The 24,430-nt window shown below is 70.8% G+C and carries 23 protein-coding genes; 22 read left to right on the top strand and 1 reads right to left on the bottom strand.

What is annotated here, in order from left to right:
* Nucleotides 1-373 precede the first annotated feature (373 nt).
* The 10 genes from ACIBTU_RS20415 (at nt 374) to ACIBTU_RS20370 (ending at nt 13,576) form a co-directional block, all read left to right on the top strand.
* Complete coding sequence (locus tag ACIBTU_RS20415; RefSeq protein WP_399127676.1) at nt 374-1,288, top strand: conjugal transfer protein; 915 nt, start codon at nt 374-376, stop codon at nt 1,286-1,288.
* A complete protein-coding gene (locus ACIBTU_RS20410) occupies nt 1,288-1,623 on the top strand; it encodes a hypothetical protein (RefSeq protein WP_399127675.1) in 336 nt (111 codons plus the stop codon). Before ACIBTU_RS20415 ends, ACIBTU_RS20410 begins: the two co-directional genes overlap by 1 nt.
* Complete coding sequence (locus tag ACIBTU_RS20405) at nt 1,620-2,255, top strand: hypothetical protein (RefSeq protein WP_399127674.1); 636 nt, start codon at nt 1,620-1,622, stop codon at nt 2,253-2,255. Before ACIBTU_RS20410 ends, ACIBTU_RS20405 begins: the two co-directional genes overlap by 4 nt.
* Nucleotides 2,255-4,966, top strand: a complete 2,712-nt coding sequence (locus ACIBTU_RS20400; RefSeq protein ID WP_399127673.1) for an ATP-binding protein — start codon at nt 2,255-2,257, stop codon at nt 4,964-4,966. Before ACIBTU_RS20405 ends, ACIBTU_RS20400 begins: the two co-directional genes overlap by 1 nt.
* Nucleotides 4,963-5,361 carry a hypothetical protein gene (locus tag ACIBTU_RS20395; protein ID WP_399127672.1) on the top strand — a complete coding sequence of 133 codons (399 nt, stop codon included), beginning with the start codon at nt 4,963-4,965 and terminating at the stop codon, nt 5,359-5,361. The genes ACIBTU_RS20400 and ACIBTU_RS20395 overlap by 4 nt, the downstream gene beginning before the upstream one ends.
* A complete protein-coding gene (locus ACIBTU_RS20390; RefSeq protein WP_399127671.1) occupies nt 5,361-8,171 on the top strand; it encodes a hypothetical protein in 2,811 nt (936 codons plus the stop codon). The genes ACIBTU_RS20395 and ACIBTU_RS20390 overlap by 1 nt, the downstream gene beginning before the upstream one ends.
* 86 nt (nt 8,172-8,257) lie before the next feature.
* Nucleotides 8,258-9,349 carry an NlpC/P60 family protein gene (locus ACIBTU_RS20385; RefSeq protein ID WP_399127670.1) on the top strand — a complete coding sequence of 364 codons (1,092 nt, stop codon included), beginning with the start codon at nt 8,258-8,260 and terminating at the stop codon, nt 9,347-9,349.
* Entirely contained in the window at nt 9,346-10,029 is a 684-nt protein-coding gene (locus ACIBTU_RS20380; protein WP_399127669.1) for a hypothetical protein, read from the top strand. The genes ACIBTU_RS20385 and ACIBTU_RS20380 overlap by 4 nt, the downstream gene beginning before the upstream one ends.
* A complete protein-coding gene (locus ACIBTU_RS20375) occupies nt 9,999-12,632 on the top strand; it encodes an ATP/GTP-binding protein (RefSeq protein ID WP_399127668.1) in 2,634 nt (877 codons plus the stop codon). The genes ACIBTU_RS20380 and ACIBTU_RS20375 overlap by 31 nt, the downstream gene beginning before the upstream one ends.
* A gap of 302 nt (nt 12,633-12,934) precedes the next feature.
* On the top strand, nt 12,935-13,576 hold the full coding sequence (locus ACIBTU_RS20370; RefSeq protein ID WP_399127667.1) for a hypothetical protein: 642 nt from the start codon (nt 12,935-12,937) through the stop codon (nt 13,574-13,576).
* 358 nt (nt 13,577-13,934) lie between these two features.
* On the opposite strand, the gene ACIBTU_RS20365 is transcribed toward ACIBTU_RS20370, so the two are convergent.
* Nucleotides 13,935-14,159 carry a hypothetical protein gene (locus ACIBTU_RS20365; RefSeq protein WP_399127666.1) on the bottom strand — a complete coding sequence of 75 codons (225 nt, stop codon included), beginning with the start codon at nt 14,157-14,159 and terminating at the stop codon, nt 13,935-13,937.
* 19 nt (nt 14,160-14,178) lie between these two features.
* Here ACIBTU_RS20365 and ACIBTU_RS20360 point away from each other — a divergent pair, with 19 nt between their 5' ends.
* The 12 genes from ACIBTU_RS20360 (at nt 14,179) to ACIBTU_RS20305 (ending at nt 24,430) form a co-directional block, all read left to right on the top strand.
* Nucleotides 14,179-14,391: a hypothetical protein gene (locus ACIBTU_RS20360; protein ID WP_399127665.1), complete on the top strand. Its 213-nt coding sequence runs from the start codon at nt 14,179-14,181 to the stop codon at nt 14,389-14,391.
* Between the two features lie 35 nt (nt 14,392-14,426).
* A complete protein-coding gene (locus ACIBTU_RS20355; RefSeq protein WP_399127664.1) occupies nt 14,427-15,113 on the top strand; it encodes an SAF domain-containing protein in 687 nt (228 codons plus the stop codon).
* Nucleotides 15,113-15,964 carry a hypothetical protein gene (locus ACIBTU_RS20350; protein ID WP_399127663.1) on the top strand — a complete coding sequence of 284 codons (852 nt, stop codon included), beginning with the start codon at nt 15,113-15,115 and terminating at the stop codon, nt 15,962-15,964. The genes ACIBTU_RS20355 and ACIBTU_RS20350 overlap by 1 nt, the downstream gene beginning before the upstream one ends.
* A gap of 49 nt (nt 15,965-16,013) precedes the next feature.
* Entirely contained in the window at nt 16,014-17,489 is a 1,476-nt protein-coding gene (locus ACIBTU_RS20345; RefSeq protein WP_399127662.1) for a CpaF family protein, read from the top strand.
* A complete protein-coding gene (locus ACIBTU_RS20340) occupies nt 17,486-18,400 on the top strand; it encodes a type II secretion system F family protein (RefSeq protein ID WP_399127661.1) in 915 nt (304 codons plus the stop codon). Before ACIBTU_RS20345 ends, ACIBTU_RS20340 begins: the two co-directional genes overlap by 4 nt.
* Nucleotides 18,397-19,287, top strand: coding sequence for a hypothetical protein (locus ACIBTU_RS20335; RefSeq protein ID WP_399127660.1), 891 nt, complete (start codon nt 18,397-18,399; stop codon nt 19,285-19,287). The genes ACIBTU_RS20340 and ACIBTU_RS20335 overlap by 4 nt, the downstream gene beginning before the upstream one ends.
* A gap of 32 nt (nt 19,288-19,319) precedes the next feature.
* Entirely contained in the window at nt 19,320-19,559 is a 240-nt protein-coding gene (locus tag ACIBTU_RS20330) for a hypothetical protein (RefSeq protein WP_399127659.1), read from the top strand.
* A 3-nt stretch (nt 19,560-19,562) separates the two neighbouring features.
* Nucleotides 19,563-19,961 carry a TadE family protein gene (locus ACIBTU_RS20325; RefSeq protein WP_399127658.1) on the top strand — a complete coding sequence of 133 codons (399 nt, stop codon included), beginning with the start codon at nt 19,563-19,565 and terminating at the stop codon, nt 19,959-19,961.
* A complete protein-coding gene (locus ACIBTU_RS20320; RefSeq protein ID WP_399127657.1) occupies nt 19,958-20,419 on the top strand; it encodes a TadE/TadG family type IV pilus assembly protein in 462 nt (153 codons plus the stop codon). Before ACIBTU_RS20325 ends, ACIBTU_RS20320 begins: the two co-directional genes overlap by 4 nt.
* A gap of 62 nt (nt 20,420-20,481) precedes the next feature.
* Nucleotides 20,482-20,880: a hypothetical protein gene (locus tag ACIBTU_RS20315; protein WP_399127656.1), complete on the top strand. Its 399-nt coding sequence runs from the start codon at nt 20,482-20,484 to the stop codon at nt 20,878-20,880.
* A gap of 83 nt (nt 20,881-20,963) precedes the next feature.
* A complete protein-coding gene (locus ACIBTU_RS20310; protein ID WP_399127655.1) occupies nt 20,964-22,379 on the top strand; it encodes a hypothetical protein in 1,416 nt (471 codons plus the stop codon).
* Between the two features lie 65 nt (nt 22,380-22,444).
* Nucleotides 22,445-24,430 carry a hypothetical protein gene (locus ACIBTU_RS20305; protein ID WP_399127654.1) on the top strand — a complete coding sequence of 662 codons (1,986 nt, stop codon included), beginning with the start codon at nt 22,445-22,447 and terminating at the stop codon, nt 24,428-24,430.

The raw sequence follows: 24,430 nt of genomic DNA, 5'->3' as shown, positions 1-24,430 counted from the left end.
TCCGCGCGCCCAGAGCAGGTTGTGCACTGCTCGGCCGGGAACTGCGCAGTGCCGCGGGCACGGGCGTTCACGGTCACGCTCGGTGCACAACGGCAGTGCCCTGGTGTGTGGCCAGTCCCGCCTGACCGTGTGCCGGCTGCGCACCTGCCGTGCCCCTCACCGGCGGGTGCGCAGGGCTGCGCCGGCGTCTGTGCGCAGTGGCCCCGGTGCGCGTTCGCGGAAACGTGCACCGGTCTGCGCACCAATAGATGCACCGGTCTGATCGTGACGGATCCGAGATCCCCAGGCCCGGAACTGGTGCGCGAAGCGGTGCACGCTGCCGGGTTTGGTCATGGCATCAACTCGTTTCCCTCTCCCTCCTTGGAGATCGCTGATGCCAGCTGCAACTCGTGAGGCGCCGCCGACACTCGCCGGTGTCGACCTGGCCCGCACGCGCCGCACGATCCGGCTGGGCCGGGCCGGGGCGTGGGCGTGCCTGATCGCCGGCCCCGCCGCGCTCGTGCTCGTCCTGTCCCAGCCGTCGGCCACGGTCGTCGCCCAGGCCTCCCCCACCCCGGTACGAACCGCCGCGGCCGCGGCTCCGGCGGACCCGGGCGGCTACGTCGCCGAGTTCGTCGACGCGTGGCTGCGCTCCGACGCGAACGTGCCCGACAGCAGCGCTGCGCTGCGGGCCCTGCAGCTCGGTCCGGACGTTGCCCTGCCCGAGCCGGACACCGACAAGGCGGATGCGGGCAAGGGGCTGGAGCAGGTGACCGCGGTGCGCAGCATGCAGCGTGCCGGTGGCCAGTGGTCGGTGACGGTCGCCGCCCGGTACCGGGATGCGGTGCGCTACTTCGCCGTCCCTGCGGCCGCGTCCCGCTCGGGCGAGGCTGTCACGGTGACCGGGCCGCCCGCGCTGGTGGCCGCGCCCTCGGCCGCGAATACGGCGCTGTCGCCGTACAAGGTCGAGGTTCCGGACGGTCCGCTGGCCGACACGGTCGGGGACTTCCTCGGCGCGTACCTGTCGGGTGGCGGCGACGTCGACCGCTATCTCGCCCCCACCACCAAGCTGTCCGCCGTGACTCCGGCAGTCGCCGAACAGGTCGACCCCGAGACGGTCACCGCCCGCGAGGCGACCGCCGCCGGCGAACAGGTCCCCGCGGACGGCACCCGCGTCCACGTCCAGGCAAACGCCAACGCGCACACCCCGGCGGGGGTGTGGCCACTGTCCTACGAGCTGACGCTGTCGGCGCGTGGTGGCCGGTGGGAGATCGCCGCACTCACCTCGGGCGGCGGTGAGACCAAGTGATGGGCAACTCGCTGGTTCTGGCCGGGGCGCTGGAGGACCTCGGCAACAACTGGATCGACATGTTCGCCGTCTGGGCGGACAAGGGCCTCAAGGTCGCGCTCGCTGTGATCGTCCTGTACGTGCTGGTGACCCGCTTCAGCCTCAAGGCCGGTGTCGGTGCTCTGCTCCTGATGATGCTGGCGCTGGGCCTGTACGGGGCGCGGGAGGACGGGGCGAAGAAGGTCGAGGACGAGGTCACCAACGGCGCCGCCCCCACCGCCACCCGCTACGGACCGGCCCGCGGTGAGATCGCTCCCGGTGTGCGGGTACCCGGCCTCGACGGCGGTGCACTGTGAGTGCCGCGGCCGAGCAGGTGCGCACCGCCCGGTTCTACACGTCGGCGCGCCGTCTGCCGTGGGTGATCGGGAAGTTCGCCGACTGGAGGATCCCGTTCGGGCCGTTCAACGCGGTGCAGATCGCGGTCATGTCCGGCGGTGGCCTGCTGCTGGTGAAGACCGCATCCCTGTGGTGGTCGCTCCTGGGGCCGGTGCCGGTCGTCGGCTGGGCGGCTGCGATCTTCGTGTGCCGCCGCCACAAGGTCGCCGGGCGCACTCCGGTCGGCGCAGCTCTCGGCGTCATCGCCCGGGCCGCGCAGCCCGCGGGCGGGCGGATCGCGGGACGGGCGGCCCGCGACCGGCGCCCGCAGGCGCTCACCGGCTCCTTCTCCCTCCAGTCCCTCACCATCCCAGGCACAGTCCCCGCCACGGCCCCGATTCCGGCGGCGGAGCCGGAGCGGGCCGCGCGCCGCACCAACGCGGCGCCCGCCACCGGCCGTGGCCCGCGCCCGGTCGGGCCGGACAGGCCGCTCCGTGCCAAGAACGCCAGCCCGTCGCGACGGCGGCATCCTGCCGCCCGCCCGGCGCCGGCGGCACGCCGGTCGCTGTCTCCCGTCCAGGCCGCACTTCTCGCTGCGAAGGAGCAGAGCTGATGCGTGTTCCGATCCGTCACATCGCGGGCCACGTGCTGGTCTCCAGCGAGGGCAGCACCTGGGCGATCTACCGCCTGTACCCGGAAGCAGGAGAGGAGGGGCACAGCACCGAGGCGGCCGTCGGCGCCTACATGCCGCAGTCGGTGCGCGAGGAGCAGCTGCAGCGCGTGACCCAGCTGGTGCGCTCGCTGTCGGGCGAGCCCCGCCTGTTCGGCGTGTGTGCACAGGTCGACCCTGCGGAGATCGCGTGGCGGATGCTGGAGGGCCTGCACGACGAGCACGGTGACCTGCAGCCCGCGGCCCGGCCGTGGGTGGAGCACGTCGAGGCAGCACTCGACGTGCTGGACGGCGCCGAGATGCACCGCCGCACCCTGTGGCTGGCCGTTCCCCTGTCGGACGAGACCAGCGCTCGGCGCGGCCCGGCGCGTACCGCGGGAGCGGGGGCATTCGGTGAACTGGCGGACGTGTTGGGGCTTTCCCCGTCCCCGGTCAGCGACGGCGACCTGGCCCGGATGCGGGAGAAGGCGGCGCAGGTCGAGGCGCAGATGGCGGCCGCGGTCCCGTTCCGTCCGGCGGTCCCGGCCGAGGTGGTGTGGCTGGTGCAGCACGCGCTGCACCGAGGTCAGCGTGAACCGCTGCTGTCCGAGGCCTCCGACAGCCCGCTGTACGCGGGCCGGGTGCGGGACGGGGTGCTGGTCTCGCCCAGCTACGCGGATCTCGGGCAGGTGCGCCTCGAGGAGGGCGGCCGCCCCTACCCGTCCACGAAGCCCAGCCCGGCCGGGGGCCGGGCCTCGAGCTGGCGCGCGCTCTTGGCCGGGCGCAAGCACCAAGGGTGGGCCCGCTCTGGTTCGAAGTTGACGGGTCGGCAGTGGTGGCGGGCGTCGGTCTCTCCGCTGCGGCGCAGCTGGCTGCAGGTCGAGACGACGGAGGGCACCGGCTATCAGGCTCACCTCGCGCTGGCCGAGGCCCCGCCGGCTGTCTCCCTGGGGGCGGCGGATCTGTTCGCGCAGTTGGAGGCGCTCGACTTCCCGGTCGACTTCACCGTCAGCCTGAACCTGGTCAGCGCGGAGGAGGCCCGTCGGAAGATCCAGAACAAGCGGACCGAGCTCGTCGACCAGGTCGACCAGTACGACGCCCGCCCCACCGGCCTGCCTACCGATCTCCCCGAGGCCGCCCGCGACCTCAGGGAGATGGACAAGCGGATGGCCAGGAACTCGACCGAGGTCGAGGTCCAGTCGGTGACCGTGCTGACCGTGTGGGCGCCGACCCCCGAGCTGTGTGACGCGCGGGCGCGGGCGCTGGAGAAGCTGCTGTCGGGGGTGAACTACCGGCTGCTGCGCCCGACCGGCCTGCAGCAGGAGCTGTTCGCGTTCGGGCTGCCGGGCAGTGTGCGGCCGTTCGCTCTGCAGGAGTTCACCCAGCACCAGGTCGCCGAGGACTGGGCGATGTGCGGCGCGTTCACCCGCACCGAGACCGGCGACCCCAGCGGGATGCTGCTGGGCCAGGACCTGGACTGCGGCACCACCCGCCCCGTCCTCATCAACGTCTCCGACGCCCCCAAGCACGACGCCTCCGCGTCGTTGGCCGTCGTCGGGGACCTGGGCGGCGGCAAGAGTGTCCTGGAGAAGAGTGTCGAGGCCGCCACCATCGACCGCGGCGGCCGCGCGATCTGCATCGACCGCACCCCAGGACGGGAATGGGCACGGTTCGCCCGCGGCTCCGCACCCGGCCGACACCAGATCATCGACGCCGCCCGCGCCGAACTGTCCATCGACCCGCTGCGCCTGTTCCCTGGCCCGCAGGGCCGCCAGTACGCGCTCAACTACCTCACCCTGCAGCTCGGGATCGGCGCCATGAGCGCCGAAGGCGGGCTGCTCTACCAGGCTGTCGAGCAGGCCGCTGCCGGGACCGAGCCGTCGATGTCGCGCGTTGTCGACATCCTCGCCGCCACCGCGGCCGACACCGATGACGAGCAGGCGGGGCTGGCGAAGTCTTTGGTGGGGATGCTGCGTCTGGTCACGACCAGTCCGCTTGCCGCGATGGTCTTCGACCCCAACCTGCCGGTGGCCCGCCTGGACGGCGTGGACGCGGACCTGATCGTTATCACCACCACCGGGCTGACGCTGCCGCCGAAGGAGGCGTTCGAGAAGCCCGAGATCCTCGCCCAGCAGCCGCTCGAGGCGCTGATCGGCAGGGCGGTGCTGTATCTGATCGCGGCGATGGCCCGCGAGGCCGCCTTCAGCGACCTGTCCCGCTTCTGCGGCGTGGTCACCGACGAGATGTACTGGCTGACCAGCTCCGCCGAAGGCCTCGCGCTGGTGCACGAGATTCTCCACGACGGCCGCAAGCACTTCGCCGGTCTGTTCGCCGGCGCGCACGACGCCAAGGAACTCGGCCCCGACCGCAACCTCTTCGCCTACAAGGCCCTCGCCCGCACCGCCGATCGCGAGTCCGCACGCCGTGGGCTGGAGTTCATCGGTCTCGACAGCCGCGACAACGAGCTGGTGCGCACGGTGCAGAACTTCTCCCCCGTCGGCGTCCCGGAGCGGGCCGGCGAGATGTTCCTGACCGGGCCCCGGCAGAACACCGGCCGCATCAAGGTCCACATCCCCGCCGTCAAGCGGATCGCCGACCACATCCGCACCACCCCCGGCGACAAGCAGACCCCACCCCAGCCTCAGCCCGCCGACCACCAGGAGGTGTCGTCATGACCACCATCGGATCGAAGCGACGGCTCCTCGCCGCCTGGGCCGCGACGGCCATGACCATCGCGCTGTTGCTGGCCGCGCTCGCGTTCGTGATCGCCTCCCCCAGCCTGCCGGACGCCTGGTGGCCGCAGACCGGCGAAGCCTTCGCCGCCTCCCCCAGCAGCACCCGCCCCGCGGACGCGGTCCCGGCCCCCGACGCCGTCCCTGCCGCGCAGGCCACCTCGTCCGAGCCGGATGTGTGCGACGCGATCGTCGGCCCGGCCCACGCCTACTGCCTGGGCGCTCCGGCGCCCGACGCCAAGCCAGGTCTGAGCCTGGCCGACTCCTGGCCGCTCGGCGTCGTCGCCACTGGCCTGACCGTCCTGTTCGTGCTGCGGCGCCGGCGTCGGGGGCTGTGATGCGGCGCCCGGACCGCGGCACGCTCCGCGCTGCCGCCTTCACCACGCTGCTCGTGATCGTGTTCCTCACCGTCAACACCTCCGTCGCCCAGGCCGCCGACTCGGCCACCGGCTCCGGCGGACTGCTCTCCCCACTGCAGCTGAACACCTCCGAAGGGGTCTCCCTCGAGGGGTACGAGCTCGGCGCGCAGAGCGGCAGCGTGTTCGCATTCCCGGGCAACATGCAGGTCGCCGTGCTCGGCGGGCTGTTCACCGTGGTCCAGGCCCTGGCCGGCCTCGCCTGCTGGGCCATCGAGGTCGCCTACCGCTTCCCGCTGCTCAAGCTGCTGACCAAGCCCGCGCAGCACCTCTCCGAGGCCTACACCGAGGCCGTCGTCGACGACCTCGGTCTCAAGGCCGCGCTGCTGGCGTGGGCGTTCGTGTTCGGGCTCGTCCTGGTGATGCGCGGCAAATACGTGAAGGGCTTCGGGGAGATCTTCCTGACGCTGGTGATCGGCGCGCTCGCCGCCTCCGTGTTCGTCACCCCGAACTTCCTGCTCGGCAAGGAAGGACCCGTCCTCCAGGCGCAGTCGGCCGCCGCCGATGTCGCACAGCTGACCGTCAACTCCCACACCTGGGGCGGCAAGGTCGCGGACAACGGCCCCTGCGCAGGGATGGCCGGGTTCGCCGAGCAGAAGTGCATGGGCCTGAACGCCAGCCCTGATGCGAAGCGGATCGCGCGGCCGATCCAGGACGCGGTCACCAACTCGCTGGTGGTCAAGCCGTTCATGCTGCTCCAGTACGGGCGGATTCTCGACCCTGGCAAGCGGGCCGACCGCAAGGCGTACGCCGTGCACCTGAAATGGGTGGCCGGCGGCTACGGCGAGCAGAAGGACAAGAAGAAGAGGGAGGGCGAGGACTACTGCGACCTCATCAAGGGCCCAGCCAAGGCGTACTGCGAGCGTGAGCCGAGCGACAAGGGTCCGGACACGTTGCCGGAGCTGACCCCGGGCGGAGAGCTCCTCGACGCCGTCGCCCCGGTGCTGTCCGAGGACGACCAGGAGTTCGCCGCCTTCCTGAAGGATCTGAAGAAGGCGGGGCCGGTCGGCAAGGAATGCGCCGACTACGCGGCCAAGCCCAGCTGGTGGCGCGTCGCGTCGGTGGTGATGGTGTTCATCGCGGCGCTGCTGATCTGCGCGCTGCTGCTGTCGGCCGCCATGGTTCTGCTCGGGATCTCCGCCGTGTGCGCCGGGGCCGCGGCCGGCGGCGGTGTGGCGTTCGTGTGGGGGATGCTGCCCGGCCCGAGCCGCACGGTCGTGTGGAAGTGGATCGCCTTGTTCGGGATCTCCATGGCCGCCATCCTCGCAATCGCCACGTTCATCCCGGCGGTCGGCATCACGATGGACGTGATTCTGACCGACGGTCCCGACCTGCTCGCCGAACGCCTGCTGCTGATCGATGTGCTGGCCGTGGTCGGTGTCGCCTTCCACCGCCGCCTGCTCGTGCTGATCACCTCGTTCGGCCAGCGCCTGACCCTGCGGATGCGGTACGCGAACATCGGCGGCAGCCACCTGGCCGGCGACTCCCAGCTCGGCGCCGCCCTCGCCATGAGCATCGGCAACGGCGCCAGCAGCGGCGCACTGGGCGGCGGATCTCTGCGCGGCCGCGGCCTGACCGGCCTCGGCATGGGAACCGGGAGCCTGCTGCAGGGCGTCGGGCGCGGCCTCCTCGACGGCACGGGCATGCCCGGCGATCCCGGCCGACTCCTCGCGGACGCCAACGCCGAAGTGTCCCGCGGACTCGCACCCATCGGACTCGCCGTCGCCGGTGCACGCATTGCCGCGGGCGGCGCCTGGTCCGCCCTGGTCGGCAAACGACCCGACGACGCCAAGCTCGCCAAACGGCGCAAGCCCACAGCCGGCGGCTCCGACCCGGACGACGCTCAGGCCGAAAACGGCCACGGCCCCAACGGCAACGGCAGCGCGGGCGGACCAGGTGGGCGGATCAACCCGAACGGGCCGCAGGCGGGCGGGCCTTCGGACCGCTACCGCAACGCGGACGGGCAGATCGTCAACCCGTCGACCGGCGAGGTCCTGCACGACCAGAACGACGACCGCACCCTCCTGTCCACCCGCGCCCACAACCGGCTGGTGCGGCTGCGCGCCTACCGCGTCACCCACACCGGCGGCCGCGCCCTCTACGGCGCCACGATGGGACTGGCCGCCACGGCCCGCACGATGCGGTCCGGGACGTCGAACGCCACGCAGGACACCCGCCAGCAGCTGCGGGTGTGGTCCAACACCCTGCGCCAGGACGGACAGGCCTGGGGCAGCATGCTCCAGACCGCCTCGGCCCACCTGACACCCAGCGGCCGCCGCCTCAGCGCCCCCGCGTCCCACACCACCAGTACGCCGCGCGCCTCGGCGACAGCCGGCTCTGCGCTCTCGTCCACGAGCACGTCCGTGGCCGCGACTACGGCGGGCGCGGCTTCGGGGCCGTCGGTGTCGTGGGCGCAGGCGACCGTGCCCTCCGGGCCCGCCGTATACGGGCCCCGCCCGCGACCGGCCGGCCCGAGCACCCGAACTCCGTCCGCCTCCCTCTCCCCCGAGTCCGGCGGTGGGTCGGGTTCAGCAGCACCGTCGTCCGGTCCGGCGGCAGGTCCTGCCCCGGCCGGCAGCACGGGGCGAGTGACACGGCCTCAGCCCCGGCTGAGCGGCGGGCTCGGATCGTCGACCGGCTCCCGGAGTGAAGCGCGGGAGATGTTCCGCCGGATCCAGGAGAACAACCTGCTCAACGGGCCCCGCCACCACGACGGGGGCGAGGACGAGTGAAGACGCCCTCCACACGGAAGCGGCCGCGGCGGTGGATCAAGTGGGCGGTGCTCGGCATCGTGCTCCTGGCCCTGTCTGCATGCTGCATGGCACCGCTGTCCGGCGCGGCGGGCCGGCTGTCGCTGCTCACCGACCAGCAGAACCAGGACGTCGGCGTCGCGGAATCGGGCACGAGCGCGGACATCCCGCCGCGCATGCTCCAGGCCTACAAGAACGCGGTGCAGCGCATCGGTGGCGTGGTGCCGAAGTGCCGGGGCATGCGGTGGCCGGTGCTGGCCGGGATCGCGAAGGTCGAGTCGAACCACGCCACCGGACGCAAGATCAGCGAGAACGGGAACATCCGCCCCCGGATCTACGGGGTGCTCCTCAACGGCTCCGGAGCCGGCGGCAACACATCCGTGTTCGGTGACACCGACCACGGGAAGTGGGACGGCACCGCGGCCGGTGAACGCGCGGTCGGCCCGTTCCAGTTCATGCCCGCCACCTGGGATTCGACCGGTCAGGACGGCAACCAGGACGGTGTGCGTGACCCGCACAACGCCGACGACGCCGCCCTCGGCGCCGCGTCCTACCTGTGCGGCCGAGGCCGCAACCTCAAGGAGTCCTCGCAGCTGCGTGCGGCGACCTTCCAGTACAACCACAGCAACGAGTACGTCGCCAACGTCACGAAGTGGATCAATCAGTACACCGCCGCAGCAGCCTCCTCGTCCGGCAGCGCGGCGGACCTGAAGGGCGTGCGGGGCAAGGCACGCACCGTCCTCGAGGCGGCGCTCGACCAGCGCAGGGTGCCGTACTCATGGGGCGGCGGCAACGCCAACGGGCCCTCCAAGGGCACCTGCTGCTCGCCGAGCGGCAAGTCCGGCACCCACATCACCGGCTTCGACTGCTCCGGACTCACCACCTACGCCTTCGCCCGCATCGGCGTGACGCTGCCACGCACCGCGGCGGCCCAGGCCGGACACGGGCAGCGGATCTCCGCCGCCCGCGGACCCTCCGCCCTACGCCCCGGCGACCTCGTCTTCTTCGGCTACGCCCCGGGGCGCGACGCGTCGATCTACCACGTCGGCATCTATCTGGGCGGCGGACAGATGATCAACGCGCCCCGGCCAGGAGTATCCGTACGCATCGACTCGGTCGACGCCATGACCGGCTACGCAGGAGGGGCCAGGCTGCTGTGAAGCTCTCATCACCGAGCCCGTCGGCGGACGGGCCGCGGCCGAAGTTCCCCTGGCTCCTGCTCTTTCTCACCCTCGTCTTCGCCGTCATCGGCTGGCCTCTGGTCGCCTCGGTCCTGAACGGGGACGGTGCGCAGGCTCCCCGTCCTGCGCCGGCGAAGGCTACTGGCAGCGCACGGTCTGCCCCCGAGGTGTCCTCCCCCGCCGGGGCCGTGCCAGGCTCCGCGGCGACCGCGGCCGCGGCGTCGCCGTCCGCGTCGCAGCGGCCGGCCGGTGAACTGCCGCCGCGCGGTGAGGGGCCAGCCGGGGACCGCGCCGTCCAGCAGCTGCTCGAGTCGGCATGGCCCGCAGACCTACCGCCCAACGTGGCCAAGCAACTGCTCATCCAGGGACGCAAGGTGCTCCTCGCCGACATCACGGGGCTGGGCCAGGACCGCTACCCCACCGCCTTCCCCGACGCACGACCTGCCACCGCGGCTGTCGCGCCGGCGTTCACCCGCATCCGTATCCAGGCCGTCATCGCCCGCAAGGACACCGCCCCCAGCCGGGCGGTCGTGCACCTGGTGTGGGCGGGAGCCGACCGCGGCGGCTCCTACACCGACGGCCGCATCACCGACATCCCCTTCACCCCGCCGACCAAGGACCGATCCGCATGGACACCCCTGCCCCCGGCCACCTCATGAACCCGCTCGCCCTGCCCGGCCTGTACGACGTCGTCCTCGGTCTCGGACATGCCGCTGAGTGGCTGCTCGGCCACTGGTATCTGGCCCTCATTCTGATCCTGGCCGCATGGATGGCCTGGGAGGCCGTCGTGCGGCGCCTGGCCCAGCGGGCATCTCTGGAGCGGTGCACGCTGACGATGACGCCAGCCCCCTACTTCGACCCGGACGCCGAGCACATCCTGCGCCAGGGCATCACCCTGCTGCACGCCGCGAACGCCCTTCCCTGGTGGGCACCCAAACGCTGCCGCGCGGTGCGGATCCGCATGCGCTCCGACGAACACCACCCCCTCGCCTACCAACTCGAGGGACCGGCCCCGGCCGCGAAGTACCTGCGCACCAGCCCCTACGGCGAAGCCGTCACCATCGCCCCACCCGACCCGAAGGCCCCACCGGCCGACGACCGACGCGACTTCGTGGTGCGCGGCGAGCTCATCCTGCGCGGCAACCCCGTCACCGGGCTGCGCGAAGTCCCGTTGAGCCCGGACCCGCTGCAGCCCATCGTCGACGCCGTGTCCGCGCTCAAGACCGACCTCGGCGATCTCGTCGAGATCTGCGTCGACGTGCAGAGCGCCCCGCGTCTGCCCCTGCGCCTGCAGCAGACGCGGATGCTGCAGCGCCGCCGCAGCCAGGAGCAGCGCGAGGCCGCGGCCGCCTTGCACCATACGCAGCGCGAAGCGGCCGCGGGCCTCGACTCGCTGCGCGCGGTCGTCGGGGGACAGCAGCACCAGGCGCCGCAGGTGGTGGTGCCCTCAGCCCGGCGCATCGACCGCGACGACGCTCTGGGCCGGCTCGCAACGGGGACCGACCTCGCGCGGGTGCAGATCCTGATCCGCTGTGCCTCCGACGACGAGGGCCGCGCCCGTGCACTGCTCGCTCAGACCAGCGCCGCGTTCAAGGTGTTCGGGCATGACGCGCGGTGGGCGCCGCGCGGGCTGCGGCTGCTGGGCTGGTTCTGGGGCGCCGACCGGTGGCCGTTCCTCAAGCGTTGGGAGCAGCGGTGGGCCAGCGGGCAGTGCGCGCCCGGCCACACGAACCTGGCGAACCTCACTGAGCTGGCCGGGCTGCTGAAGCCGCCCACCGCGCACTGCCGGCTGCCGCTCCTGGCGGCCCAGCTCCCGACCTTCGACGTGGAGCACATCGACGAACTGGTCCTGCAGGGCTCCGTGCTGGAGGCCGACGGCTCCCGCCGCATGGTCGCGACCCGGGAGGAGGAGACGGTGTTCGAGATCGGGCTGGGCAAGACCGGCGCCGGGAAGACCGAACGGGCCCTCGCCCAGGCCATCATGGTCGCCCACGCCGGCGGCGGCCTCCTCTACGTCGACCCGCACCGCGACTCGTGGGACCGCGCCGCCCGCTACCTCGCCCATCCCGACATCATCAAGCGCATCCAGGTCATCGACCTCAACCCCGCAGGCGACAGCCAGCCCGTCGGCGCCTGGAACCTGCTCGACATGAGCCGGGGCAGGGCCCGCCACACCGTCGTCGCATCCGTCGTCGACGGACTGTCCGCAGGCATGAACTGGGACGACTCGAGCGCCCCACGCGCCTTGACGATCCTGACCGCCTGCGTCCAGGTCCTGGCCGCGGTCAACGAACGCGCCTGCGATGCCAAGAAGCCCCGCGCCCAGGCGACCATCTTCCACATCCGGGCTCTGCTCACCGACCCCGACTTCCGCCGCGAAGCCCTCACCGCGGTACGCGACCTGCTCAGCGAAGACACCGCCGCCTGGTGGGACACCGTCTTCCCCACCCTGAGCGTCGACGCGTTCGGCATCCTCCTCAACCCGCTCGCCCGCCTTGCCGACAACCCCACCTACCACGCCTTCCTCGGCCAACCCATCAGCCGATTCGACCTGCGGGCCGCCATGGACCGGCGCCGCATCATCTGGGTGTGCACCGCCGGGAACGGGCCCACCGACCGACTCGTCTCCTCGCTGATCGCTCACGAACTCCTGCGCGCCGGCCGCTCCCGCCGCGACACCCCGCGCGACCAACGCGCACCGTTCCGCGCCTACCTCGACGAACTCATCACCATCGCCGGCACCGCCCCCGACGCGGTCGCCGCGATGTTCGAGGACCTGCGCAAGTCCGGCGTCCGCGTCCACGGCATGTCCCAGTCCCTGACCCGCCTGCCGCAGGCCGTCCGCGACGCACTCCTGCAGAACTCCTCCACGCTGTCCACCACCACCGGCTCCCGCAAGGTCATCTCCGTCATGACCGAGGAATGGGGCGAACGCCCCAGCGCCGACCAGGTGGCAGCCCTCCCCCACTACCAGCACTACGCCCGGTTCACGATCGGCGGCCGGCACGTCGGTCCCGTTCGCATCCACGGCATCCACCTCGACGACGACCTCAAGGCCCTCGCCCGCCCTCGCAAAGACGTTGCTGACCTGGTGGCAGCTGCACACAAGGCCTCCGGCGGCGCTCCTCTGGAAAAGCAGGTCAAGCATGCCGCCGGACAGCTGCGCCGCGTCCGAACCCAGCTCAAGTCCACCAGCCTCGCGAAGCCGGCGTCCTCAGCAAGCGGAGGGGCCTCTGCTGGTCAGACCGGTCGCTTCCTGTGATCACGCCAATCGGGCAAATCTCTCAACTGCCCCCGAAGAAGGGGAATTGACGCGTTCGCGACGGCAACAAGTCGATAAAGCAAGCGCGTTGATCGCCGAGTGCATCAACTCGGCTACAGAAATGACGAAACCGTAGAGGAAGGCATGTACCCGTGGGGCCGCCGTTGCGTAATCTGACCAGCACGTACAGGAAGATCAGAGAGTCACCGCAGCAGCTCGCAGGGGCTGGCCCGCTCCCCGGCGCACCGACCACGCGCCTGCGGAGCTTGGCGGGTCGCCGCAGGCCTTACGGGGAGATAGTCATGACCCGAGCAGCACACCGCACGACATATGCCAGGCTTCACAATCGAAAAAGCGGACGTTCAATCGGCTTTGCTGTCGCGGCCACCGCTCTCGCTATGGCTGTCCTCAGCGCCTGCTCTGGTGGTGATGACAAGAAGGGCCCCGAGGCCACTCTCGAGCCAACGCGCTCCGACAAGCCAGTCAATGAGTCCAGTTCCACGCCGAGTCCGAGCGAGACGGACCCGAACGCAGCCGAGAAGCAGGCCGTGCTCGATACCTACGATCGACTGTGGGATGAGCAGGTGAAAGCCTACGGCCAAGGCAGTATCAAGGGCACTCAGATGCGCAAGTACACCGCGGGCTATGCCCTTGCCGACACTGAGACCGATCTTGAGACGCTTCAGAAGAAGGGCATCGTCGCGAAGGGTTCCCCTACTCACGACGTGTCCGTCACCGGCCTGAAGCCAGACAAGAAGGTGCCATGGGCCAGCCTGACCGACTGCCTCGACACCTCTGACTGGAAGTACGTGTACGAGAAGACCGGCAAGCCGGTCGACATGCCCGAGAACCGTGTCTCCAAGTACCTGACCAAAGTCCAGGCCGAGAAGTGGGGGAAGACGTGGAAGATCGTGCAGCTCGAAACTTCCGGAACGTCCTGCTGACAAGCGCGTTCAGCGCCCTACTCGTAGCCGGTCCGGTGGTTGACGCTACGGCTGCTCCGATGGGCGGGGGCAGGTGTGGACAGATGGGCAGGTTCATCACGTGTGGCGCCGTCGGAGACGGTCAGACCGGACATTCCTCATCGGGAGGATCTGAGAACGCTGCATCCCATAAGAAGGGCAGCGGCAAACCCTCGAAGTGCACCTTGAAGAGGCTCGACCCTCAGCCACCGCCCGACAGCATGGCCTACAAGGGGGAAGGCGTAACCGTCTACCAGCGCACGTGTGGCGATGCTGTCACGCACGTTGGGGTGCCTGCTGGTGAGGACGTTCCAGACGTAGATCCTGCCGTGGTAGCGGCTCAGGCCGTGGACAAGATGAAGCTGGTCGGTCCGAAGGTGGCGAGTCCGCGTGCAGGCGCGAAGTACACGGTCGGTGTACCGATGTGGATGTGGGTGACGCCGAGCCCGACGACCTTCGGGCCGAACACTGCATCGGCGTCGGCGGGCGGTGTGACGGTCACGGCGAAGGCCGAGGTGTCCAAGATCGTGTGGTCCATGGGCGATGGCGAGTCGGTCACCTGCACCGGGCCCGGAACGCCTTTCGTGAACACGCGTAAGGGCGTGGAGTCGCCGGACTGCGGCCACGTCTACCAGCAGCCTTCCACGCGGGAGCCGGGCGAGAAGTGCAAGGTGACGGCGACCGCGTACTGGGACGTGACGTGGGAGGCCAGCACCGGCGAGCAGGGGCAGATCCCCACTACCCGGCAGACGAATGTTTCGTTCACCGTGGGTGAGTTGCAGTCCGTGGGCAGCTGACACGTGCCGCGCGCTTGAACTGAGAGAGGTAGATCGTGAGCAGGACGGAAGTGCCGCCGCAGGCCGGGCCCGTGCAGGCGCCGACGGCGGCGCCCGTGGTGGGTGTGCAGTCGAAGTGGCAGGCGCGTCGGCGGCGGCCGGGCATGCTGGCCCTGGCGGTGGCGTGTATCGCGGTGTGCGCGGTGGGCAACTGGTGGTACTGGACGGAGAACGGGCAGCGTCAGCCGATCATCGAGGTCGCGCACGACATCCCGGCGGGCAGCGTCATCAAGGACTCCGACCTGCGTGAAGCCTCCGTGGCCATTGACCCGTCGATGAAGGTGATCGGTATCCAGCAGCGCGACGAGGTCGTGGGCATGCGCGCGGTGTCGACGCTGCAGGCCGGATCACTCCTGCACCCCAAGGAAGTCACCCGCAAGACCCTGGTCAAGGCGGACGAGCAGCTCGTCGGTATCGCGCTGAAGCCGGGCCAGCTGCCCGATTCGATGCTGCGTCCCGGGGATCAGGTGCAGGTGGTGTTCACCAGCGACGACCCGGGTGCTGATGCGGCCAAGGCGGAGCCGGGGTCGGTGCAGGCCCGCGTGGTGCGGGTGGGTGAGGCCCGCGAGTCGACCGGCGAGCGGGTTGTCGACGTTGCCGTGCCCAAGGCGCAGGGGCCCCGGCTCGCCGCGCAGGCGGCGGCCGGTGATGTGGCGCTGGCTGTGAACGGGGCGGGTGGCTGATGGCAGTCGTCGCGCTGGTCGGGCTTCCGGGCTCGCCCGGGGTCACGACCACCGGTCTGGCGCTGCAGCGCAGTTGGCCGGCCGAGGAGGATCGGCGGGTGCTGTTCGCCGAATGCGATCCGGACGGCGGTTCTGTGCTCGCTGGGGCGCTCCAGGGTCATCTGGCGGCGGACGTGGGCCTGCGGAATCTGGCGGTGTCTCTGCGCGGGGACCAGTCGTTGCAGGACGCGTTCTGGCGACAGCTGGTGCGGCTGTCCGACGACACCCAGGCCAACGATGGGCGGCATGTCCTGCTGCCGGGGCTGAGTGTGCACACGCAGGCGGCGAGTCTGGTGCCGGAGTGGGCGCAGCTGGCCGAGTTGTTTGTGGGGATCGACCGGATGCCGCAGCATGCGCATGACGTGCTGATCGACCTGGGCCGCAGTGGGGCGTTCGGTCCGTCGCGGGTGCTGGCGCAGCGGGCGGATCTGGTGTTGATGGTGGTGCGGGGCACGTTGCGGAGCATGAGTGCGGCCAAGGGCCGCATCGGTGTGTTGAAGCAGGTGCTGCAGGGCGATCAGAGCCGTCCCGCGCCTGCGCTGGGTCTTCTGCTGGTGGGTGAGGGTTCGTACGGGCGGCGTGAGGTGGAGCAGGAGCTGGAGGCTCCGGTGGTGGCGGTGCTGCCGTACCGGCCGGCGGAGGCTGCTGTTCTGTCCGACGGGGCGGCGGAGCGGGCGAAGTTCGCGAAGTCGCCGCTGTTGAAGGCGGCCGCGGACGCGGTCACGCCGATCCGTCAGCATGTGGCGAGCCGTCGCAAGGTGCTGTACTCGCCGGTGCGTCAGCGGTTGGAGGAGGTGCGCCGTGCGCGCTGAACCCGTCTACAACGGTCCTCCCCCGCCGCAGCGCCGCCCCCACTCCGGGATGGTGCCCGTGGGAGTCCAGGGTGGTCAGAATGCGAGCAGCATTCCAGGCGGCAGGATCGCTGCCGGGCAGCCCGGTCTGGTGCCGTCGGCTCCCGCGCCGGTTGTGGTGGACCATCGTGCGGCGCGGGAGATCAAGCGGGTCGTCTTGGACCAGCTCAGCAAGGAAGGCAAGTCCCGCACCTCGAATGGTCAGGCGGCGTGGCCGTCCCAGCAGGCGCAGGAGCAGCGGGGCCGTCAGCTGATCAATGAGCAGGTGGCGATCTGGGCCGATGGCCAGGGGCTGACGACCGGTGGTGCGGTCAGCGGTTCGGTGGAGCGGGACCTGGCCGCGCTCGCGTTCGACATGTGTTTCCGGGCCGGTCGTCTGCAGCGGTATCTGGATGACGCGCTGGTCGAGGACATCTGGTTGGAGGGCTTCGAGCGGGTCTTCCTGAAGTACGCGGGCCGGCGCAAGCCGGTGCAGGTGGACCGGGTCGCGGACTCCGAGGACGAACTGCAGGAGCTGGTCAGGGACTTGATCCGGGCGTCCGGCCAGAACGGGCGGACGTTCTCCACGCACTCGCCCAGTGTCGAGCTGCGGCTGCCGGACGGCTCCCGTCTGCAGGCGCTGGGCCCGGAGATCACCGGCGGGACGACGCACGTCACGATCCGCCGCCACCGCCACCTCAAGATCAGCATGCGTGAACTGGTAGAGATGGGGACGGTCGGTGAGGAGGCCGCGGACCTGTTGATGGCCGCGGTGCGGGGCCGGTTCAACATCATGGTGGCCGGTGAGCAGGCCGCGGGGAAGACGACTGCCCTGCGCGCATTGCTGCGTGCCATCGACCCGGACGAGCGGTTCGGCACCCTGGAGACAACGTTCGAGGGTCTCGCCGACCCTTCGTATCACCAGCATGTGGTGCCGATGGAGGCCCGGTTCTCCAACGGTGAGCGGATCGGCCCGAACCAGGCGGCCGCGGGTGAGATCACGCTGATGGATTTGATGATCAAGGCGAAGCGGATGTCGCTGACGCGGACGATCGTCGGTGAGGTCCGCGGGTCCGAGATCACGGCGATGATGCAGGCGATGACGTCGGACCGGCCGGGCAACATGTGCACCATCCACGCCTCCGAGCCGAGCGCCGTGTTCGACCGCGTCGCGGAGCTGTATCTGCTGGCGCAGGGGAACTTCACCCCGGAGCTCGCCTACCGGCAGATCGCCAACGGCCTCCACTTCCTCGTCTTCCTGTCCGTCGACGACAGCGGCGACGCACCACGCCGCTACCTGTCCCACATCTGGGAGATCACCGGTATCGGGCACGACGGACGCCCGATGTACAACGAAGTGTTCGGGCCGGCAGACGACATCGACGGCCCGGCCGTGCCGAAGGGGGCGCTCAGTGAACGCAAGCGGCGCCGTCTGGAGAAGGCCGGCATGACCTCGAGCCTCCTGTCCTCGCAGGCTCTCGCTTATCTGCCCGGGGGGTCGATGTGATCGCCTCCCTGTGGTGGATCGTCTGCGGAGCGTTCCTCGGCGTCGGGCTGGTCCTGGCCGTGGCCGGTGTCGTGGGTACCACGCAGCCGAAGAAGCCGCTGCCGTGGCAGGGCGAGCGGAGCACCCTGGCTCGGCGGTTCGCTGCGCAGCGTCGCGTGCTGATCGGCGTCGGCGTGGTGGCGCTGCTGGTGGTGTGGCTGGTCACCGGCATGGTGATGGCCGGGATCCTTGTCGCGGGCGTCATCATCGGCGGCCCGTGGCTGCTGTCCGGCCCGGCGATGACGAAAGCGGAGATCGCCCGCCGGGACGCGCTCGGCGAGTGGGCCCAGCGTCTCTCGGAGATGGTGCGGCTCGGTAATGCGCTGGAGAAGTCGCTGATCGCGTCGCGCAAGCACGCGCCGGCCGCGCTGGCGGACGAGGTGGGTGAGCTGGCGGACAAGATTCAGGCGCAGTGGCCCACGCACGAGGCTCTCGCGGACTTCGCGCGCGGCTTCAACGACGTGACCGGCGACAAGGTGTGCTCCGCGCTCATCCTCGCCTCCCAGGACCCCGGACCCGGTCTGGCACAGGCCATGGAGGACCTGGCCGCATCGGTGCGCCGGGAGGTCACGATGCGGCAGGGCATCGAGGCGGACCGGCAGAAGACCCGCACCACCGTGCGGACGCTCACGCTGATCACGCTGGGCATCATCGCGCTCGGCTTCACCGTGCCGCAGTACACCGGCGTCTACGCCACGGTGATGGGCCAGCTGGTGCTCGCGGTCCTGGCCGGCGGGTTCGTCGCCACCCTGATCTGGGTTCGGCGCCTCGCGCTACGTGGCCACACCCCGCGGGTGCTGGTCCCGGACAAGCGCAGCCCGGTCAAGATGCCGGAGCGCCCCGCGGAGACCGACGCCCTGGGGGTGCTGTGAACACTCTGACCACGGTGCTCCTGTCCGGCGCGGTCGGGGGCAGCGGCCTGGCGCTGCTCGTCAACGAGCTGCTGCCGGCCGCGCCGAAGCTTGGCCCGGCCCTGTCGCGCCTGCACCCCGATCCGACCCCGCACATGGCCGCGACTGCCGGCCGGCAGGAGTCGGCGCAGAGCCAGGTCGGGCGGTGGCTGGTGCGGAAACTGCCCGTCACTCCGCCTCGCAAGGACTTGGACCTGCTCGGGCAGAGCGCGGAGGAGTTCCTTCTCAACAAGGCGCTCCTGGCCGTGTTCGGGCTCTTCGCACCCAGCCTGTTCATCACCGCGTGGACGCTGATCGGCATCAACGTGCCGTTGTACGCGCCGGCGCTGGTGGGTCTCGTGCTGGCTGTCGTGTGCTGGTTCGTGCCCGATCTGATGGTGAAGAGGGATGCGGTCAAGGCGCGGGCGGAGGCGGTGCACGGCATCGCCGTCTACCTCGAGCTCGTCGCGCTGCGCCTCGCGTCCGGGATCGCGATCGAGACGGCGCTGGAGCAGGCCGCGTTCGTCGGCCGCGGCTGGGTGTTCGTCCGCATCCAGGAAACGCTCATGCAGACGCGTATCGAGCGCGGCCGCCAGTGGTCCGCGCTCCGCGAGCTCGGCGAACGCCTCGAGGTCCCCGTCCTCACGGACGTTGCGGACTTCGTGCAGATGTCGACGCAGGAAGGCGCCTCCGTCTACGACACCGTCCGCCACCGCGCCGAGAGCCTGCGCACCGAGCAGCTCAACGCCGAAGCCTCCAGCGCGAACGCGGACACCGAGAAAATGCAGGCCCCCCAGGCCGTCCTCTGTGTCCTCGTCATGGCCGCCATGGCCTTCCCGGCCGTCCTCAACGCCTTCAACCAGACCTGAACCACCGACCTAAAGAAGGGGGAAATCCCGTCATGAGTGACCTGTACCTGAAGGCGAGCATGAAGCTCGCGCGTATTCCCGCCGCGCTCAACCGGCGTATCACCGAGGCCCGCGAGGAGATCGACGAGCGCGGGGACCGGGGCGACAACCCGGTCGTCACCGTGATCCTGTGGGTCGCCGGCATCGGGATTGCTGTCACCGTCGTCGCCGCCCTCGTGGCGCTGGGCACTCGGGCGAGCGGCAAGGTCGACAACGTGGACCTCGGCGGCTGAACCGTGCCCGTGCGCAGAAGTTGGGACGACCGGGGGTCGTCCCCCATCCAGTACGCGGTGCTGTTCCCGGTCGTCATCATCATCACGTTCATCCTGATCCAGGGCGTGATGTGGGCCTACGCACGCAACATCGCTTACACCGCCGCCCGTTCCGGCGTCGCTGCCGGCCGCCTCTACGAAGCAACCCCGGCGAAAGGTTCGGCGCGGGCGCGGCAGGCGCTCGACGATCTGGCCGGGAACATGCTCACCAATACGGAGGTGAGCACAGCGGGCAGCAGCCAGGACACGATGCGCGTCCATGTCAGCGGGCAGGCGCTGACGATGCTGCCTGGCTTCCACCTGACTGTCGGGGCGACCGTGACGGGACCGATCGAGGACTGGAAGAGCGTGGACGACCAGTGACCGAGCCGAAGCCGCGGACGCGGCTGGTGGCCAGGCTGCGTGAGGACCGGGGCAACGCGGCGATCGAGGCGGCCATCACCGTGCCGATCCTGATCACCCTGGTGCTGCTGTTCATCGCCGCCGCCCGCCTACAGCTGGCCGGGCAGAAGACCGACGCCGCTGCCCAGGCCGCCGCCCGCGCAGCCTCCCTCGAGCGCACCCCCGGCAAGGGCCAGGATGCGGCCCAGCGCGCGGCCCGGCAGGCCCTGTCGGGTGAGCAGCAGGCCTGCTCCGCCGTGAGCGTGCGTGCCGACACGGCCGGGCTGGCCGTGCCGGTCGGGCAGGTGTCCGCGGTCACGGTGACGGTCTCGTGCCGGGTGCCGGTCGGAGACCTGATCCTGATCGGCGGCGGGCCCGGTGTCCGCACCGTCACGTCATCGTTCACGTCCGTCGTTGACGCGTACAGGGGGCGCTCATGATGTTCCGACGGATCCGAGCGTCGTCCCGGTGGCGTCAGCTGCCTCTGGATGACCGGGGCGGAGTGAGCATCTTCATCGCGGTCATCACCGGCCCCCTGATCCTCCTCGCCGGCCTGCTGACCGTGGACGCGTTCGGTGCACTGCGCGCGCGGGAGAACGCTGACGCCCTCGCCATCGAGGCGGCCCGGGCCGCACAGCAGGCCGTCGACCTGGACTCGCTGATCCCGTCGAAGGGCGTGCGCGTCGACCCCGGCGATGCCAGCGCCGCGGCCCGCACCTACCTCGCCCGCTCCGGCGCGCGGGGAACGGTACGCGTCGCCGACGGCGGCCGCACCGTCACCGTGACGGTGACCGGCTCCTACCGCGGGCAGTTCTGGCCCCACACCTACCACCACACGGTGTCCAGCACCGCGACCCTCCTCTACGGAACGACCCAGCCCGAGGACGGCGACCAGAGATGAACCGCTCCCCCTCCCCCACAACCACACCCCCCAGCCGACGCGGGGCGCGGCCGCACCGGACAGCCGGCGTCCTGTTGAAGGCCGTGGGGGCGCTCGTCGCGCTCGCGGTGACCGTGGTGGCACTGCCGTGGGTGCTGTGGCTGGCCACCGCTGCGATCGCGCCCGCAGGCTGGGACGCCGCCCGGCACCTGCTGGACCGTCAGGACACTGGCGCCCTCGCTCTCCTGGCCGTCTGCGTGATCGGCTGGCTGGCCTGGGGCAGCTTCGTCCTCTCCCTGCTGGTCGAGATCCCCGCCCAACTGCGCGGCGTTCGGGCACCTCGTCTGCCGGGTCTGCAGGTGAGCCAGCGCGCCGCTGCCGTCCTGGTCGGATCGCTACTCGTGCTGCTGCCGACCGGCACCGCGCTGGCCGCCTCCTCCCCCGCCGAAGCATCACCTCAGACGAGTGTGCCGGCGAGCGCGGCCGCGGTGCCCGGTCAGACCACCCACGCCTCACCCAAGGCGACGGCCGCTGCCGCCGAATCGGAGGCCCGGGACACATACACGGTGCGCGACACCAGGCCGGCGGAGAGCCTGTGGTCGATCGCGGAGCACCTCTACGGGCACGGCGAGGACTACACCCACATCGCCGAGGCCAACGAGGGCCAGACCATGGTCGACGGGAGCGTCTTCCGCACCGACGCCCCGATCCAGCCCGGATGGGTGCTCCAACTGCCGGCCGACGTGCCCCGCATCGACACCATCAGCGCCCCCGACGCCGAGCACAGGGCGCCGGACGGCGAGCACAACAGAGCCTCCGATACTGATCAGGAGGGCAGTGTGCGAGCCCACGCCGACGCCCACGAGGACAAGAAGCGCGTGGTCGCGTCCGGGGACACGATCTCCGAGATTGCCCGCGAGGAGACCGGCGACGCCGGCAACTGGCCCGAGGTGTTCGAGGCCAGTCGCGGTGAGCAGCCAGCTGGCCTGCCGTCGATAGACGACCCGGACCGGATCGTGCCTGGGCAGCGCGTGACCATCCCCGCAGCCCTGCACCCCGGCACCCCGGCACCGAACGCCCCGCAGAACAGGAGAAGCAAGAGAAGCCGGAGAAGGGGGCCGGCTCCGGCACGGACGAGGCCGGACCCTCCAACGGTGGCCAGGACAAACCCGACTCCGACAGCGGCAAGGAGCAGGCTCCGTCTGGCAGCGGGAAGGACCGTCCTGCGGACGGCTCACCGAACCAGCGCGAGGGGGGCGATGACGGTGAGGCCGGGGCCGGCCACGGCGATGCCAGCCCTCGCGAGTCGGCGAAGCCCTCCCAGCCCAGCCACGACGGCGGAACGAACTCGCCGTCGGGTGAGGCCTCAGAGTCTGCTCGACCGTCGTCTCCTGCTCCGGCCGAGCGCACCAGCGAACCGGCTGCTGACAACACCGACGAAACGCAGCCCGCGTCCGAAGACCCTGCGGTCAGTGCTGAGACTGGGCTGCAGGCTTTCGGGCTGCTCGCTGCGGTCGTGACCGCGTCCCTGGGTGCGCGCCGGCTGTGGCAGTGGCGCGCACGCCGTCCCGGTCAGCGGGTTGCTGTGAGCGAGCCGGAGCCGGTCGAAAGCGTCCTCGAGGAGGCGGCGCACGACGGCGCTGAGGGCGTGGAGCGCCTGCATGCCGCTCTCGCCCTGCTGGCCTCACACGAGACCGACGGGGCGCCGCCGGTGCTGCGGGCGGCACGGATCACCGCGGACAGCGTCCAGGTCCTGCCTGACGACATCAGCCTGGATGTGATGGCCCCCTTCACGACGGTGGAGGCCGGGTGGTGGACTCTCCCCCACAGCGCATCGCTCGACAACGGTGAGGGGGAGACTGACGCATCGGTCGAGTGGCCTTACGCGGCGATGGTCACGCTCGGCGCCACCCCGGGCGGTGAACTGCTGCTCGCCGACCTGAGTACGTGGCAGGTCCTGCTCGTCGACGGCAGCGCCGAGGAACGGGCACAGGTGATGGCGGCGATGGCCACCGAGCTCGCCATAGGCCCCCACGCAGACCACGTGGAAGTCCTCGCCTGCGGCATGGGTGCGATGGCCGCGGGACTGCGGGCGCTGGGCGTCCAGTACCTGGCCGACCCGAGACTCGCGGCCGGCGAGTTCGCCCAGCGGGTCCTGGAGGCCATACAGAATCCCGAAGAGGCCGGCCTCCCGTACGTGGTGATGTGCGCTGCGGAGGCCGACGAGGACGTCATCTGGCAGCTCGCCGAATCCCTGGAACGCGGCCAGCATCACACCCCCTGCATCCTGATCCTCCCAGCCACGGCCGCGAACATCTTCCCGGTCGAGGTCATCGATGCAGGCACTGACCAGCCGCAACGGGTGGACGAGGTCGATGCGGACATCGTCCTGCAGCGCCTCGACGCCGCAACCCTGAACGAGCTCGCCGACGCAGTAGGGCATGCCCAGGAACCGGCCGAGAAGGCGGAAGGTGTGTGGGAACACGTGCCGCCAGAGCCCGTCAAGGTTCCAGGCCCCACCGTCCAAGCCGTCCAGGCCGCTCCCCAGCCTGTTCCGGGCGAGCCTGACGACAGCGCGGAGCACGTCGGCAAGGACGAGTCGTCGGCCAGCAAGGAGCCTGGGCAGCCGGTGGTGTTCCAGGCGCTGCTGGGCGCCAGCGCGGATCCGAGCGCGACAGGCCTGCGCCCGGTGCCGTCCCACGAGACGGAGACCGTGCAGCCGGAGGTTCCGATCGGCCCGAAGTACCGGATCCCTGCCGTGCATTCCCTCACAAAGCACGAACGGGTTCCGCCCACCGAAGAGACTGCCGGTGACCGCGCGCTGAGTGAGGCAGAGCCCGAGGATGCGGCACCGCGCCTGCGGGTGTTGGGCACCCTCGCCGTCGACAACGTCGACCAGGAGCTCTCGCCCAGGCTCGTGGAACTGGCCGCGCACCTGGTATTGAAGCCGGGCAGCAGCCCCGACCGGCTCTGCGAGGACCTCGGAGACCCTGAGCCCTGGTCACAAAGGACACTCAGCGCCCGGCTGCGGGACCTGCGCATAGCGCTGGGTGAAGACCCGGACGGGAACCCGTACGTGCCGCAGCGCAAGGGGAAGAACGCCCCCTATGCGGTGTCGGACGGGGTGCGGTGTGACTGGCACGAGTTCGAGCGGTTCGCCGAACTCGGGCTCAGCCGGGGCGCCGACGGGCTGGACTACCTCGAGCGGGCGCTCGCGCTCGTCGAGGGGATTCCGCTGGGGACGCACGGCGCGGCGTGGATGAGCGGGCTCCGTGCCCGGATGCAGGCCGACATCACCTCGGTCGCGCACACGGTCGCTGCCTACCGCACCCAGGATGGGCCGTATCAGGACCTCCCCAGCGCACGGGCCGCGTGCCGGGCCGGACTCGCGGTCGACTCGTACTGCGAGTGGCTCCACCGGGACCTGATGCGGGCCGAGGCAGCGGCCGGAAACCACACCGGGCTCCGCACGGCAATCGCGGTCTGGCGAGAGATGACGAGCAGCCTTCCCCCCGGTCAGACCGACCGGGAGACGAAGGCACTCATCGACGAACTCCTCGACGCCGGCTGA

The sequence above is a fragment of the Streptomyces sp. NPDC050145 genome, assembly GCF_044460245.1.
Lineage (GTDB): Bacteria > Actinomycetota > Actinomycetes > Streptomycetales > Streptomycetaceae > Streptomyces.
This window is presented reverse-complemented; position numbering and strand designations above follow the sequence as displayed.